14 protein-coding genes are annotated in these 14,799 nt (G+C 60.7%); 11 read left to right on the top strand and 3 right to left on the bottom strand.

Annotated features, from left to right (window positions below):
- Nucleotides 1-21: 21 nt before the first annotated feature.
- From Q4D83_RS09585 to Q4D83_RS09575, 3 genes are read right to left on the bottom strand one after another with little or no spacing between them, the layout of a single operon-like run.
- Nucleotides 22-432 (bottom strand): YbjN domain-containing protein, encoded by a 411-nt coding sequence (locus tag Q4D83_RS09585; protein ID WP_303175067.1) that lies wholly within the window; start codon nt 430-432, stop codon nt 22-24.
- Nucleotides 429-869: a YbjN domain-containing protein gene (locus tag Q4D83_RS09580; RefSeq protein WP_303175065.1), complete on the bottom strand. Its 441-nt coding sequence runs from the start codon at nt 867-869 to the stop codon at nt 429-431. The genes Q4D83_RS09585 and Q4D83_RS09580 overlap by 4 nt, the downstream gene beginning before the upstream one ends.
- Before the next feature lie 4 nt (nt 870-873).
- The gene (locus tag Q4D83_RS09575) at nt 874-2,154 is read right to left on the bottom strand and encodes a TIGR01777 family oxidoreductase (RefSeq protein WP_303175063.1); all 1,281 of its coding nucleotides are present in this window, start codon (nt 2,152-2,154) and stop codon (nt 874-876) included.
- Between the two features lie 401 nt (nt 2,155-2,555).
- Here Q4D83_RS09575 and pyrR point away from each other — a divergent pair, with 401 nt between their 5' ends.
- The 11 genes from pyrR (at nt 2,556) to metK (ending at nt 14,789) form a co-directional block, all read left to right on the top strand.
- Nucleotides 2,556-3,119, top strand: coding sequence for a bifunctional pyr operon transcriptional regulator/uracil phosphoribosyltransferase PyrR (pyrR, locus tag Q4D83_RS09570; RefSeq protein ID WP_303175061.1), 564 nt, complete (start codon nt 2,556-2,558; stop codon nt 3,117-3,119).
- A 9-nt stretch (nt 3,120-3,128) separates the two neighbouring features.
- On the top strand, nt 3,129-4,058 hold the full coding sequence (locus tag Q4D83_RS09565; RefSeq protein ID WP_303175059.1) for an aspartate carbamoyltransferase catalytic subunit: 930 nt from the start codon (nt 3,129-3,131) through the stop codon (nt 4,056-4,058).
- A 26-nt stretch (nt 4,059-4,084) separates the two neighbouring features.
- Entirely contained in the window at nt 4,085-5,434 is a 1,350-nt protein-coding gene (locus tag Q4D83_RS09560; protein ID WP_303175057.1) for a dihydroorotase, read from the top strand.
- Nucleotides 5,435-6,619, top strand: coding sequence for a glutamine-hydrolyzing carbamoyl-phosphate synthase small subunit (gene carA, locus Q4D83_RS09555; RefSeq protein WP_303175056.1), 1,185 nt, complete (start codon nt 5,435-5,437; stop codon nt 6,617-6,619).
- Between the two features lie 24 nt (nt 6,620-6,643).
- On the top strand, nt 6,644-9,976 hold the full coding sequence (gene carB, locus Q4D83_RS09550; RefSeq protein ID WP_303175055.1) for a carbamoyl-phosphate synthase large subunit: 3,333 nt from the start codon (nt 6,644-6,646) through the stop codon (nt 9,974-9,976).
- A complete protein-coding gene (gene pyrF, locus Q4D83_RS09545) occupies nt 9,973-10,797 on the top strand; it encodes an orotidine-5'-phosphate decarboxylase (protein WP_303175053.1) in 825 nt (274 codons plus the stop codon). Before carB ends, pyrF begins: the two co-directional genes overlap by 4 nt.
- Nucleotides 10,798-10,984: 187 nt before the next feature.
- Nucleotides 10,985-11,311, top strand: coding sequence for an integration host factor, actinobacterial type (gene mihF / locus Q4D83_RS09540; protein WP_027012248.1), 327 nt, complete (start codon nt 10,985-10,987; stop codon nt 11,309-11,311).
- A gap of 16 nt (nt 11,312-11,327) precedes the next feature.
- On the top strand, nt 11,328-11,900 hold the full coding sequence (gene gmk / locus Q4D83_RS09535; RefSeq protein ID WP_303175049.1) for a guanylate kinase: 573 nt from the start codon (nt 11,328-11,330) through the stop codon (nt 11,898-11,900).
- A gap of 36 nt (nt 11,901-11,936) precedes the next feature.
- Complete coding sequence (rpoZ, locus tag Q4D83_RS09530; protein ID WP_303175047.1) at nt 11,937-12,215, top strand: DNA-directed RNA polymerase subunit omega; 279 nt, start codon at nt 11,937-11,939, stop codon at nt 12,213-12,215.
- 18 nt (nt 12,216-12,233) lie between these two features.
- Nucleotides 12,234-13,448 (top strand): bifunctional phosphopantothenoylcysteine decarboxylase/phosphopantothenate--cysteine ligase CoaBC, encoded by a 1,215-nt coding sequence (coaBC, locus tag Q4D83_RS09525; protein WP_303175045.1) that lies wholly within the window; start codon nt 12,234-12,236, stop codon nt 13,446-13,448.
- Between the two features lie 111 nt (nt 13,449-13,559).
- Nucleotides 13,560-14,789, top strand: a complete 1,230-nt coding sequence (gene metK, locus Q4D83_RS09520) for a methionine adenosyltransferase (protein WP_303175043.1) — start codon at nt 13,560-13,562, stop codon at nt 14,787-14,789.
- Nucleotides 14,790-14,799: the final 10 nt, after the last annotated feature.

The following is a 14,799-nucleotide window of genomic DNA, read 5'->3' as shown; positions in this document are numbered from 1 at the left end:
AGAGAGGATTTGGGCTAAGCATTAAGACATTGAATCCACGAGTTGGGTGATGGCTTCTTGGGCTTGGAGAACGTTATCCACCGCCTCTTTCAGCGCGGCGCGCAACTGATCGTCGGTCATGCCGGCGGCCACCATGAGCTCGCATTCGGTGCGCACAACCAGGTTTTCAAGGCGGTCCATCACCACCGCCTTGCATTGAAAGTTGAACGCGTTGAAGTGGTTGCAAGCCAAAAACGTCGCGGGGTTACCGTCCGCAACCGGTTCCTCCAAGCTATGATCCGCGCGCACAATCAACACCGCGGTGTTGAGCACGGCGAAGGTCACTGGGAAACCATTGAGGTTTGCCGTGGCCACCTCTTCATGCGGGGCGAGTTCAATATCGAACTCCTGCATGGTGCTGCGAACCCGGTCCAGGGTTACGGCGCTGATCATTGTGCTTCCTTCCACGTCACGTATTGCGGGAACTCGGTCTCCAGCCATTCAAAGCACGCCAGGGTGGTTTGAATCGCGGACATGATAAACGCGCCGATTTGATTATGGGTAGCGCCGTGGCCCACATACAGCGCGCGATGCGCCCGAATATTCAGGGTGCCTTCAGAGATTTCATTGAAACTCACGCTTGGCATCACACGCGTTAAGTTCCACTCGTTCATCGCGCCGAGCACCTTCGGCGCGTCCGCGCTGGGAGGGGCGCCGCGCCAGGCGGCGTCGAAAAGCAAATGGTCGCCTTCGATGACCACACCAATCGCAGCATTGGGAAACCCGGTGCGCAACAAATCATTGTCCTCGCGGACGTATTCAAGCTTCTCAGCTTCCAAGATTTCCACGACGCGATCAAGGGTCATGGGAGTAGGTTCGGAATCAGTCACAGGTTTAGCCTATCGTGTCCGACCCGTCGCGGAAGCCTTCGCCACCCAACTCATGGGCCAGCGCACAGTCGATTGTTGGGTGTCTGAATTCGCTCGTCAGTACGGATGAGCACACATTGTGATCAGCTAACACCAATTCTTGAGCGCCCTGAGAACCAAGCAAGAGACGCGGGCCAAAACTGGGAATTGGAATGATAGAAGGGCGTCCCATCTGGGATCCGAGTTCCCGGGAAAAGGCGCGGTGCGTGATGGGGCTGGGGGCTACCGCGTTGATCGGCCCAGCCAAGGATTCGTCCAAAATTGCGAGACGATAAATATCTGTTAAATCGTCCAAAGAAATCCATGACAATCGGTGTTCCCCCGACCCAACATGGCCGCCAAGGCCCGTTGAGAACAACGTCCGCACGATCGGCAGAATGCCGCCCCAACTACTCAACGTCACCCCAGTGCGCACGTTGACCACTCGCACACCGGCGTCACTCGCGGGGGCGCAGGCCGCCTCCCAATCCGCCGTCACGTCCGCCAAAAACCCGTCGCCCTTTGGCGCCGTCTCGTCGATGGGATCCTCGGAATGCTCGTGCCCGTAGAAGCCGATCGAGGAAGCACACACAAAGGTGGCGCATGTCGACGACGCGGCCGCGCGACGCGCCAGCGCAGCCGTCGGACCCACCCGGGAAGTACGAATAGCGCCCCGGTGTTCCTCATTGAACCGCCCAACCAGGGGCTCCCCGGCGAGGTGCACGACGCAATCCACGCCCTCCAACAGATCCAACGCCGGCGACACCGGATCCCACAGGCGCTGGTCCGCAGCCGTGCGATTCACCGCCCCCGGCGTGGTGGCCGGCTCCTCCAACTCCCGCACCAAGGAAATCACCCGGTGCCCCGAAGTGGTCAGCAGCGCCCGCAGCGAGCGCCCCACCAGCCCGTGCGTGCCCGTCATGGCAATCACCTTCGGTTGCGCATTGAGCTCGCCCAAGCCGGCGAGCGTATCCAAATCCGCAGCCAGTTGGTGCTGCCGGTACGCCAACAACGCCGCCACGGACGTTGCGGGCAAATTGGTGTGCACTTCTTCAGTGATGGTGGTGCCGCCCTCGTGTGCGGCAAGCTCGTGGGTGTGCCGCCAATGTGACAGGGCCTTTAGCGGGGCCTTAATGCACTGATTGGAGTAACTTTTTCCCGGCACATAATCCACTAGGTTGTGGCGCGTCACCCACCGCAACCCCGCCGGCAGTGAGAACACGGTCGTGCCATCGGAGAGGCGGGTCGGCTCCTCAATCGGGATCATGGGCACAAATTTCGGCGCAAGGCGGACAGGCGCCCCGGGCCGGGACAACCAATCCCAAACCAGTTCTGGCGCGTGTGGAACGAAGTGTTGCGCGGTGTGACTCACGGCAATGGTCCCCTTCGGGGTTGGCGCTTCGGTGCCATTTAAGCATAGACGGTACGCCGTTACGCCCGTGCGACAGCACTCCAACAGCCCCAATGAATCCGGGGAAAATGCCAGCTTACAAGCGCCTGTGTGCGCGGTGCCGTGACGGCGGGCGCGGCGTGGAAATGCGCGGCGAGCCGGGGGAGCAGCCGGGGTAATCGCGGCGGGTAAGGGGGTAATGCTAAGGTTGTTCCCAGTTCTCGCAATGGGAGACATCCTTTAACGAGCCGCACTGAGAGGCGGAGAAGGAGGTCACGATGGATCAAGACAATTTGGCCACAACCGAACTGCTGAGCGCAGACGATGTTGGTCGAACTGTTGCACGCATCGCGCACCAGATTATTGAAAAAACAGCGTTGGATTCCGCCGCAGCCGACACCGTAGTGTTGCTTGGTATTCCCTCCGGAGGGGTGCCACTCGCGCGCAGGCTCGCGGAGAAAATCCGGGAGTTTTCGGGGGTTGAGGTCGCAGTAGGGGAGCTGGACATCACACTGTACCGCGACGATTTACGCACGCACCCACGGCGCGCATTGCGCCCCACCAATATCCCTGATTCGGGGATTGATGGTGCCACTGTCATCTTGGTGGATGATGTGCTGTATTCGGGGCGAACCATTCGCGCCGCGCTGGACGCATTGCGCGATATTGGCCGGCCGGAGCAAATACAACTCGCGGTATTTGTAGACCGTGGCCACCGCCAATTGCCGATCCGCGCCGACTATGTAGGCAAGAATCTGCCGACGTCACGGGCGGAGGAAATTACGGTGCTGTTCGACGAAATCGACGGCCGCGACGCAGTGACGTTAACCCGAAGCGAATAGGAAACTGTTGTGAAACATTTGCTGTCAATCTCGGATTTAACCAAAGACGAGATTGTTCACATCATGGACGAGGCGGACCGGTTCCGTGAGGCGCTTCTGGGCCGGGAGGTGAAAAAACTCCCTACGCTGCGCGGGCGCACAGTGTTTACCATGTTCTACGAAAACTCCACCCGTACCCGCGCTTCGTTCGAAACCGCCGGCAAGTGGATGAGCGCCGACGTGATCAACATTTCGGCTTCTTCTTCGAGCGTGAAAAAGGGCGAATCTTTGCGCGATACGGCGGCGACCTTGCACGCCATTGGGGCTGACGCGATCGTGATGCGCCACCCCAGTTCGGGCGCCGCGCAGCAGGTCGCCGGGTGGTTGGACGGGCCCAGCGTGATCAACGCCGGCGACGGTTCGCACCAGCACCCCACCCAAGCGCTTCTCGACGCCGTGACGATGCGCCAGCGCCTTGGCAGCATTGCCGGCCGAAAAGTGGTGATCGTGGGTGACTGTCTGCACTCCCGCGTCGTTCGTTCGAACGTGGATTTGTTGTCGGCGTTGGGGGCAGAGGTGGTGCTGGTGGCGCCGCCGACTCTCCTGCCCATCGGCGTGGAGCACTGGCCCGTGCGGGCGGCGTATTCCATGGATGAAGAAATCCGTGACGCCGACGTGGTGATGATGCTACGCGTGCAACAAGAACGTATGTTGGGTGGGTTCTTCCCCTCGCACCGGGAATACGCCACCTTGTACGGCCTTTCGAAGCAGCGGTTGGCGAGCCTACCGGACCATGCAATCGTGATGCACCCCGGCCCGATGCTGCGCGGCATGGAAATTAACGACGCCGTGGCTGACGCCCCGCAAACCGCGATTTTGCAACAGGTGTCCAACGGAGTACACGTGCGAATGGCCGTTCTATTTAACTTGATTATCGGTGTCGGTTCCCCCGCACTGTAATGACCGCAAACTTCCAAGGGGAAAAGATGATTGAATATCCCGAAACCGGGACGCTTGCACCGGCGGCAACTGGCACCCTCGTGATCCGCAACGTTCGCCCGTACGGGGAGGGCGAGGCCACCAACGTGCTGATCACCGACGGCGTGATCACCTCACTCGACGCGGGCGACCACGACGCCGACCGCGTCATCGACGGCAACGGTGGGGTGCTGCTGCCCGGGTTGGTAGACATCCATGTGCACCTTCGGGAGCCTGGCCGCGAAGATACCGAAACCATCGCGTCCGGTTCCGCCGCCGCAGCGCAGGGCGGGTTTACCGCCGTGTTCACCATGGCGAATACACAGCCGGTGATGGACCAGCCGGTGATCGCGGAATCCGTGTGGTACAAGGGGCAGGCGATTGGCCTGTGCGACGTGCACCCCGTGGGGTCCATTACCAAAGGGCTGGACGGCAAGGAGCTCACCGAATTTGGCATGATGGCGAATTCGGCCGCGAAAGTGCGCATGTTTTCTGATGATGGAAAATGCGTGGCAAACCCACAGATTATGCGCCGTGCAATCGAATATTCGCGCGGCCAGGATGTATTGCTGGCGCAGCATTGCGAAGAACCCCGCCTCACCGAAGGCGCGGTAGCGCACGAAGGCGAACGCGCGGCACGGTTGGGGCTGCGCGGGTGGCCCCGGGCGGCGGAAGAATCCATCGTCGCGCGGGATGCGTTGCTTGCCCGCGACTACGGTGGCCGCGTACACATTTGCCACGCCTCGACGGTGGGGTCCGTGGAGTTGGTGACGTGGGCGAAGGAGCGGGGCATTCCCATGACCGCCGAAGTGACTCCCCACCATTTGATCCTTACCGACGAGCGCCTGGAAACCTACGATGGTGTCAACCGCGTGAACCCGCCGCTACGGGAGGCGCACGACACGGTGGCGCTGCGCCAAGCGTTGCTCGACGGCGTGATCGATTGCGTGGCTACCGATCACGCGCCGCATGGGTCTGAAGAAAAATGTTGCGAGTTCGAGCACGCGCGGCCCGGGATGTTGGGGTTGGAAACTTCCCTGGCGATCATCGCCGATACGTTCGTGCGTACGGGGCTTGCGGATTGGCGTTGGGTAGCCAAGGTAATGAGCGAACGCCCATGCGAAATCGTGCGTTTGCCGGGGCACGGTCGGCCGATCGCCGTTGGGGAGCCCGCAAACCTCACCGTGGTGGATCCGGACCATCCCTGGGTGGCTAGCGGTGACGCCATGGCCTCGAAATCCGAAAACACGCCGTACGAGGGTATGGAGTTTCACACTAAGGTCACGCACACGGTGCTGCGCGGGCATATCACCTGCGCCGACGGTGTGGCGGTGCCGCGGACCGAGGCAGGTAAGTAAATGAATATTCCTTTGAAAGGCGACATTGTGACACCTTCCAGCAGCAACCAGCCGGCCGTCCTCGTATTGGCGGACGGCCGTGTGTTCGAAGGGCAAGCGGTTGGAGCGGTGGGGACTCGCCTCGGCGAGGCAGTGTTCACCACCGCGATGACCGGCTACCAGGAAACCATGACCGATCCCTCGTTCCACCGCCAATTAGTCACGTTTACCGCGCCGCAAATTGGCAACACTGGGTGGAACGACGAGGATAACGAATCCCACGGGGATCGCATTTGGGCCGCTGGCATTATCATCCGTGACCTTGCACATAGGGTGTCCAATTGGCGTGCGGCCCGCACGCTGGAGGAGGAAATGATCGCCCAATCCGTGGTGGGGATCCGCGGCGTGGACACTCGGGCACTGGTCCGCCACCTGCGTGACCACGGCTCCGTGGCCGCCGGCATTTTCTCCGGCCCGGCGGCGCTCCGCCCGCGGGAGGAATTGCTCGCCGAAGTGCAGGCGCAACCGGCGATGGCAGGCGCAGATCTCGCCCGCGAGGTGACTACCAGCACCGTGTATGAAGTCGCCGCTGAAGGCGAGGAACGGTACACCGTCGTGGTGTATGACATGGGTGTGAAAACCAATTCGCTGCGCAATCTTCGGGCCCGGGGCGTGCGCTGTGTGGTGGTGCCGGCGAACACTCCGTTCGCGGATATCGCCCGCTACCAGCCCGATGGGGTGTTTGTATCTAATGGTCCCGGTGACCCTGCCACCGCAGACGAGATGGTTGCGGTCGTGCGCGACGTGATCGCCGCGGGTGTGCCGTTCTTTGGCATCTGCTTTGGCAATCAGATTCTCGGGCGTGCGCTCGGCCTCGAAACCTACAAAATGAAGTTCGGTCACCGGGGAATCAATGTGCCCGTGCTCGATCTGGAACGAGGCAAAGTAGAGATAACTTCACAAAACCACGGGTTTGCGCTGAAAGGGGAGCGCGGGCAGCGCTTCGCCACCGATTTCGGCCCAGCAAGGGTTACGCACGTTTGTTTGAACGATGAAGTGGTTGAAGGGGTCGCCCTCGACAGCGGCATGGCTTACTCGGTGCAATACCATCCGGAGGCCGCCGCCGGACCGCACGACGCGAACCCGCTGTTTGATCGTTTTATTGAAACCATGGCCGCCGCTCACGCCGCACGGGCCGCCAAGTAGGAAGACCAGGAAAGGTACATCACCATGCCGAAGCGCACAGATATTTCACATGTCCTGGTCATTGGTTCCGGCCCGATTGTCATCGGACAGGCGTGCGAATTTGACTATTCCGGGACGCAGGCGTGCCGGGTGCTCAAAGAGGAGGGCATGCGCGTCACGCTCATCAACTCCAATCCCGCGACGATCATGACCGACCCGGAGTTTGCGGACCACACCTATGTGGAACCCATCCAACCCGAATACATCGAAAAAATCTTCGAGGCTGAGATTGCGGCGGGACACCCGATCGACGCCGTGCTCGCGACACTTGGCGGCCAAACCGCCCTCAACACCGCGATCGCGCTTGATCGCCGCGGCTCGTTGGAAAAGTACAACGTTGAGCTCATCGGCGCAGACATCGAAGCCATCGAACGCGGCGAAGACCGCCAAAAATTCAAAGACATCGTGGCGAACGTGGGCGGCGAATCTGCCCGGTCGCGCGTGTGCCACAACATGGACGAAGTCCGCGAAACCGTCGCCGAACTCGGGTTGCCGGTGGTGGTTCGCCCGTCGTTCACCATGGGCGGCCTCGGGTCCGGGCTCGCGTATACCGACGAAGACCTCGAGCGCATCGCCGGCGGCGGTTTGGCCGCCTCCCCAGAGGCGAATGTCCTCATCGAGGAATCCATCCTTGGGTGGAAAGAATTCGAGCTCGAGCTGATGCGTGATGCGAAAGACAACGTCGTCGTTGTGTGTTCGATCGAAAACGTTGACGCTCTCGGCGTGCACACCGGCGACTCCGTGACCGTCGCGCCCGCCATGACCTTGACCGACCGTGAGTTCCAAAAACTACGCACCCAAGGCATCGCCATCCTGCGCGAGGTTGGCGTGGACACCGGCGGCTGTAACATCCAATTCGCTATTAACCCGCGTGACGGCCGAATCATCACCATCGAAATGAATCCTCGGGTATCTCGATCCTCCGCGTTGGCATCGAAAGCCACTGGTTTCCCCATTGCTAAGATCGCCGCGAAACTGGCTATTGGGTACACACTCGACGAGATCACCAATGACATCACCGGCGTCACCCCAGCCGCTTTCGAACCGACGCTCGATTACGTCGTGGTGAAGGCGCCGCGCTTCGCATTCGAAAAGTTCTCCGGTGCCGATGACACCCTGACCACCACGATGAAATCCGTTGGCGAAGCAATGTCGCTGGGCCGCAACTATATCGCCGCGCTCGGTAAAGTGCTGCGTTCGTTGGAGAATAAACAGGCGGGTTTTTGGACCGTCCCCGACGAGGCCTTTGCGGGGGAGCGCGCCACCGATGTTGCCGCGATCCTTGAAGACCTCCGCCGCCCGACTGAGGGGCGCCTCTACGACGCGGAACTCGCCCTCCGGCTCGGCGCTACCGTCGAAGAAGTGTGCGAAGCTTCGGGTATTGATCCCTGGTTCCTCGCCGAATTGCAGGCACTCGTTGACTTCCGCACTGAGCTTGTCGAAGCCCCCGTGCTCAGCGAACAATTGCTGCGCCGCGCTAAGTTCTTTGGCCTGTCGGACCGTCAAATCGCGGTGCTGCGCCCAGAGTTCGCCGGCGAGGACGGGGTGCGTCGACTGCGCTGGTCGCTCGGCATCCGACCCGTCTTTAAAACCGTGGACACATGCGCCGCTGAGTTCGAGGCTAAGACCCCGTACCACTATTCCGCGTACGAGCTCGACCCCGCCGCCGAATCCGAAGTGACCCCACAGACCGAAAAGGAAAAGGTCATCATTTTGGGTTCCGGGCCGAACCGCATCGGCCAGGGCATCGAGTTTGACTATTCGTGTGTGCACGCCGCCCTCGAATTGTCGCGCGTGGGTTATGAGACTGTCATGGTCAACTGCAACCCGGAGACGGTTTCCACCGACTACGACACCGCTGACCGCCTCTATTTCGAACCGTTGACGTTTGAAGATGTCATGGAGGTGTACCACGCGGAGTCGCAGTCCGGCACCGTCGCCGGCGTCATTGTTCAGCTTGGCGGCCAAACCCCTCTCGGCCTAGCCGAACGTTTACGCGATGCGGGTGTTCCGGTAGTAGGCACCACACCGGAGGCAATCAACCTCGCCGAAGATCGCGGCGAGTTCGGTGAAGTGTTGCGCCAGGCCCAGCTTCCCGCTCCCGCGTTTGGTACCGCGACCAGCTACGAGCAAGCCCGCGATGTCGCCGAGCGCATTGGGTACCCGGTGCTTGTGCGGCCGTCGTATGTGCTCGGTGGCCGCGGCATGGAAATCGTGTATGACCAAGCCTCGCTGCGCAACTACATCGAACGTGCAACGGAAATTACGAGTGATCATCCGGTGTTGGTGGATCGCTTCCTCGACAACGCCATCGAAATCGACGTCGACGCGTTGTGCGACGGCACCGAGGTGTACCTTGCCGGCGTGATGGAGCACATCGAGGAGGCGGGCATCCACTCCGGCGATTCCGCCTGCGCGCTGCCGCCGATGACCCTGGGTGCGGAAGACATTGAAAAGGTGCGCAAGTCCACCACCGCGCTCGCACATGGTATCGGCGTTAAAGGGCTGATGAACGTGCAATTCGCACTCAAGGACGACATCCTCTACGTGATCGAAGCGAACCCGCGCGCATCCCGCACCGTGCCGTTCGTGTCCAAGGCGACGGGGACACCGCTGGCCAAGGCCGCCGCCCGCATCATGCTGGGTGCCACCCTCGCCGAGTTGCGCGAGGAGGGGATGATCCCCGCCGGTTATGACGGCGGTTCGCTGCCTCTCGACGCCCCGATCGCCGTCAAGGAAGCCGTACTGCCGTTCCACCGGTTCCGTCGCCCGGATGGCAGCATGCTGGATTCCCTGCTCACCCCGGAGATGAAGTCAACGGGCGAGGTCATGGGGTTGGCCGATAATTTTGGCGCCGCATATGCGAAGGCGGAAGCCGGTGCGTTCGGGGCCTTGCCCACGGCCGGAACTGTGTTCGTTTCCGTGGCCAATCGTGATAAGCGTACGCTGATCTTCCCAATCCAGCGCCTCGCGTCGCTTGGGTTCACAATGTTGGCTACGGCGGGTACGGCGGGCATGCTGCGCCGCAATGGCGTGCCGTGCGAGACGGTGTTTAAGCACTCCGACGTGAAAAACGAAGGCGAGGGCGTATCGATCATCGATCGCATCCGCAACGGTGAGGTGGACCTTATTTTGAACACACCTGCGGGTTCTGCCGGGGCTCGGCACGATGGTTACGATATCCGCGCCGCCGCGGTCCATATGGGCATTCCGCTGGTGACCACGGTGCAGGGTGTGACCGCCGCTGTGCAGGGCATTGAGGCGTTGCGCGCCGGCGAACTCACCGTCTGTCCCCTCCAAGAACTGGATTACACATGACCTTCGGCGAACAGCTTCTCGACGTCGCGGCCGCCCGCAGCCGCCTGTGCGTCGGTATTGACCCGCACCCCGCGCTCCTCGAGCAGTGGTCGTTGCCAGTGAATGTGCATGGCCTGGCAGAGTTTTCGCGCGTGTGTGTGGAAGCGTTTGGGGATACCGTCGCCCTGGTCAAGCCGCAGGTAGCCTTCTATGAGGCCTTCGGTTCCGCCGGCTTCGAAATCCTCGAACAGACGATCGCGGCCCTGCGCGCGCAGGGGGCGTTGGTGGTCGCCGACGCCAAGCGGGGCGATATTGGGTCCACCATGGCCGCGTATGCCACCGCTTGGTTGGACGACGATTCCCCGTTGGTTTCCGATGCGGTCACAGTATCCCCTTACCTGGGTTATGGTGCGTTGGCGCCTGCGTTAACGCTGGCTGAACGTACGGGTAGAGGAGTGTTTGTGTTGGCTGCTACCTCGAACCCGGAGGGCCGTCAGGTGCAGGATTGCGTGGACGCTTCCGGGGTGTCGCTTAGCCAACAAATAGTGGATTGCGCAGCTGCCGATAATGCTCGCCACAGTGGCGTTGGCAATGTCGGCGTCGTGGTTGGCGCGACGCTGTCCGACACGCCCGAGCTGAAACATCTTTGTGGCCCAGTGCTCATGCCCGGTGTTGGGGCGCAGGGCGCGACCGCAGCGGATGTGAGCGAACTCGCTCAAGGCATCGAACATTTGGTCTTCCCGAACATGTCTCGAGGGATTTTGTTGGCAGGCCCACATGTGGCTGACCTGCGGAAATCTGTGGCGCGGGAAGCGTTGAGCTTTCCGGGTTTTCCCAGGTAACTGTCGGCATAAAAACGTGCTTTCTCAAGGCTCGCGACGTGGGATTTCGACGCGCCCACCTTTGACTTTTCCGAGATAGTGCTATGCTGATCCCGGCTCGGTTGTCTGCAGGTGTTCTGTAGGCCGCCGAAATCTGGTAGACATTACCGAAAGAACATTGACCGTTTATTTGAATCGGAGGAACCCCGTGGCCCTTCCCAAGTTGACCGACGAGCAGCGCAAGGAAGCCCTCGCGAAGGCCGCTGAGGCCCGCAAGGCACGTGCAGAGCTGAAGGAAAAGCTCAAGCGCGGTGGCACCAACCTCAAGGAGGTATTGGCCCAGGCTCAAACCGACGAAATCATCGGTAAGACTAAGGTTTCGGCGTTGCTTGAAGCAATGCCGAAGGTAGGCAAAGTGAAGGCTAAGGAGATTATGGACGAGTTGGAGATCGCCCAGACTCGTCGCCTTCGCGGCTTAGGTGACCGTCAGCGTCGCGCGTTGTTGGAGCGTTTCGGTTTCAGCGACGAAGACTAAGACAGGGACGTCGTAATTGTCTGCAGCTAGTTCGTTGGGTCGCCTCGTAGTGTTGGTCGGCCCTTCTGCCGTAGGAAAATCTACGGTTGTTGCGCGGTTGCGCGATGAGGTTCCGGACCTGTACTTCAGCGTCTCCATGACGACCCGCGACCCGCGTCCTGGTGAGGTGGATGGTCGGGACTACTTCTTTGTAACGTGGGAGCAGTTCCAAGACACCATTGACCGTGGTGAAATGCTCGAGTGGGCGGACATTCACGGTGGGTTGCAGCGTTCTGGAACTCCTGCCGGGCCTGTGCGCGAGGCCTTGTCTGAGGGTCGGCCTGTCCTTGTTGAGGTTGATCTGGTCGGCGCCCGTAATGTGGTCCGCGAAATGCCGGAAGCTCATTCGGTGTTTCTTGCGCCCCCGTCATGGGAGGTGCTGGTGCAGCGGTTGACTGGCCGTGGCACTGAATCCGAGGACGTCATTGCTCGTCGTTTGGAAACTGCCCGCGGTGAATTGGCCGCCCAAGACGAGTTCGACCATATTGTGGTCAACGACGACATCGAACAAACGGTTGCCGATATTCGTGCGATTTTGCTCGGTGCGTAACATTTTTATTATTGAAACACTGCTGAAAAGGTGTATGTGACTAACGTGACTGCCAATAACCAGGACGTTTTTGATCCTCCGATCGGGATTACTGACCCCCCGATCGACGATCTGCTTGACAAAGTGTCCTCCAAGTATGCTTTGGTGATTTTTGCCGCGAAGCGCGCCCGCCAGATTAATAGCTACTACCAGCAGGCAGATGAAGGTGTGTTCGAGTTTGTGGGCCCGCTGGTGACGCCCGTCGGGCAGCAGAAACCACTGACGATCGCGTTGAGCGAAATCAACGCGCGCATGTTGGACCACACTGAGGGATAAAGGAACCCACACACCGCCGTGAGTAAGAACATCGTCGTCGGCGTCTCCGGCGGTATCGCGGCCTACAAGGCCTGCCACCTGGTGCGTTTGTTTACGGAACAGGGGCACCGCGTGCACGTGGTTCCTACCCCAACCGCACTGAAGTTCGTTGGTGCGGCGACGTTTGAAGCGCTGTCTGGCAACCCTGTTTCCACATCCGTGTTCGACGCCGTGGATGAGGTTCGGCACGTGAATCTTGGGCAGCAGGCGGATTTGGTGGTGATCGCGCCCGCGACCGCCGATTTGCTCGCCCGTTTGGTCGCGGGCAGGGCTGATGATTTGCTGACGGCCACTTGTTTGGTAGCGACCTGTCCCATCGTGGTGGCGCCGGCGATGCACACCGAAATGTGGCATCATGCGGCGACTCGCGCGAACGTCGAAACGCTGCGGCACCGGGGGATCGTCGTGCTGGAGCCTGCGCACGGACGTCTGACCGGCAAGGATACCGGTCCGGGGCGCTTGCCGGAACCCGAACAAATCGCCGCAATGGCGCAATTGGCTATGTCGGGGCATGCGCTGCAACGTTCGCTGGCGGGCACGCGCGTAGTAATCAGCGCGGGGGGAACACAGGAAGACCTCGACCCAGTGCGTTACCTCGGTAATCGATCGTCTGGTCGGCAGGGTTTTGCGCTAGCCGAAGTTGCTGTGCAGCGCGGGGCGGACGTTACCGTCGTGGCCGGCGCTACGGATAGCTTGCCGACGCCGCCCGGGGCCAGGATCATCCGCGTCGGATCTGCCGTGCAGATGCAGGAAGCTATCGAAGAGTCCTCCGCGGACGCCGATATCATTGTGATGGCCGCGGCGGTGGCTGATGTTCGCCCGGCTCAGGCCGCGACTGTGAAGTTGAAAAAAGGCAAGGATTCGCACGCGCTTTCGCGCTTGGAGTTGGTGGAAAACCCCGATATTCTCGCCGGGCTGGTCGCTGACCGGCGGCCGGGGCAAACCATCGTCGGCTTCGCGGCCGAAACCGGAGATTCGAAACACAGCGCCCTCGAACATGGCAAAGATAAATTGCGACGCAAGGGCTGCGACGTTCTTATGTGTAATGAGGTCGGCAACGGAAAAGTGTTCGGCCAAGCCACGAACGCAGGTTGGGTGCTGACCGCCGACGGTGACGTCATTGAGGTAGCGCCCGGCACCAAGTTTGAGGTGGCGGCGCAAATTTGGGATGTGATTGAGGCAGTGGGGCGCTGACGCGGCGCGTGGTGGGGGTGTGGTGCGCAGTTGCTCATTTAGACCGCTTAGTCTAGATTGATGTTGTCTGGCGCATCTTCGCGCGCGTTTGAAGCATAAGGATTTGAAGTAATGGAGCTACCTGAGGCGCAGTACCGCCTATTCACCAGCGAATCTGTGACCGAAGGCCACCCGGACAAGATTTGCGACGCCATTTCGGACACCATTTTGGACGCCATGCTGAGCGTGGATCCGTGTTCCCGAGTTGCCGTGGAAACCGTGGTGACCACTGGTTTGGTGCACATCGTAGGTGAAGTTCGGTGCGGTGGTTACGTAGAAATCCCGCAGTTGGTTCGCAACAAGCTGCGGGATATTGGTTTTACTTCATCTGAAGTTGGTTTCGACGGCACTACGTGCGGCGTGACGGTGGCGATTGGTGAGCAAAGCCAGGAGATTGGCGCGGGTGTCGATAATTCACATGAGGTGCGCTCCGGCGGCGAGGTTGAAGAGGATGACCGCAGCGGCGCCGGCGACCAGGGACTCATGTTCGGGTATGCCACCAACGAAACCCCAGAGTACATGCCGCTGCCGATTTCTGTAGCCCATCAACTTGCGCGCCGGCTCACCCAGGTGCGCAAGGAGGGCATTGTCCCGCATTTGCGTCCTGACGGCAAAACCCAGGTGACGTTCGCTTACACTAGCGATAATCTTCCCAGCCATTTGAACACAGTGGTGATTTCTACCCAGCACGATCCGGACGTGACTCAAGCTTGGCTGGCGCAACAGCTGCGCGAGCATGTGGTCGATTGGGTGATTGCGGAGGCCGGGCTTGAACAGTATGTCGGGGATGATTTGCAGCTGCTGGTGAACCCGTCCGGTTCGTTCATCCTTGGTGGCCCGATGGGGGACGCGGGTTTGACCGGCCGCAAAATCATCGTGGACACCTATGGCGGGATGGCTCGTCACGGTGGTGGAGCATTCTCCGGCAAAGACCCCAGCAAGGTGGACCGGTCTGCGGCGTACGCCATGCGGTGGGTGGCCAAAAACGTGGTTGCCGCGGGCCTTGCCGACCGTGTGGAGGTGCAGGTCGCATACGCAATTGGGCGCGCGAAGCCAGTGGGGCTGTATGTGGAAACCTTCGGTACTGCGGCGGACGGCTTGGATGACCAAGCAATCCAAGCAGCCGTAGCCAAGGTGTTCGACTTGCGCCCGGCTGCGATCATTCGCGAGTTGGATCTGCGCCGCCCAATCTATGCGCAAACAGCCGCCTACGGTCATTTTGGACGCCCCGATTTGGACTTGCCGTGGGAGCGTGCCAACCGCGTGGCGGAGTTGCGGCAGGCCGCCGGCCTCGACACGTGAGGCCAGCGCA

The sequence above is a fragment of the Corynebacterium sp. genome, from assembly GCF_030532715.1.
Lineage (GTDB): Bacteria > Actinomycetota > Actinomycetes > Mycobacteriales > Mycobacteriaceae > Corynebacterium.
Note: the sequence above shows the minus strand (reverse complement) of the source record. Positions and strands in the feature narration are given on the sequence as shown.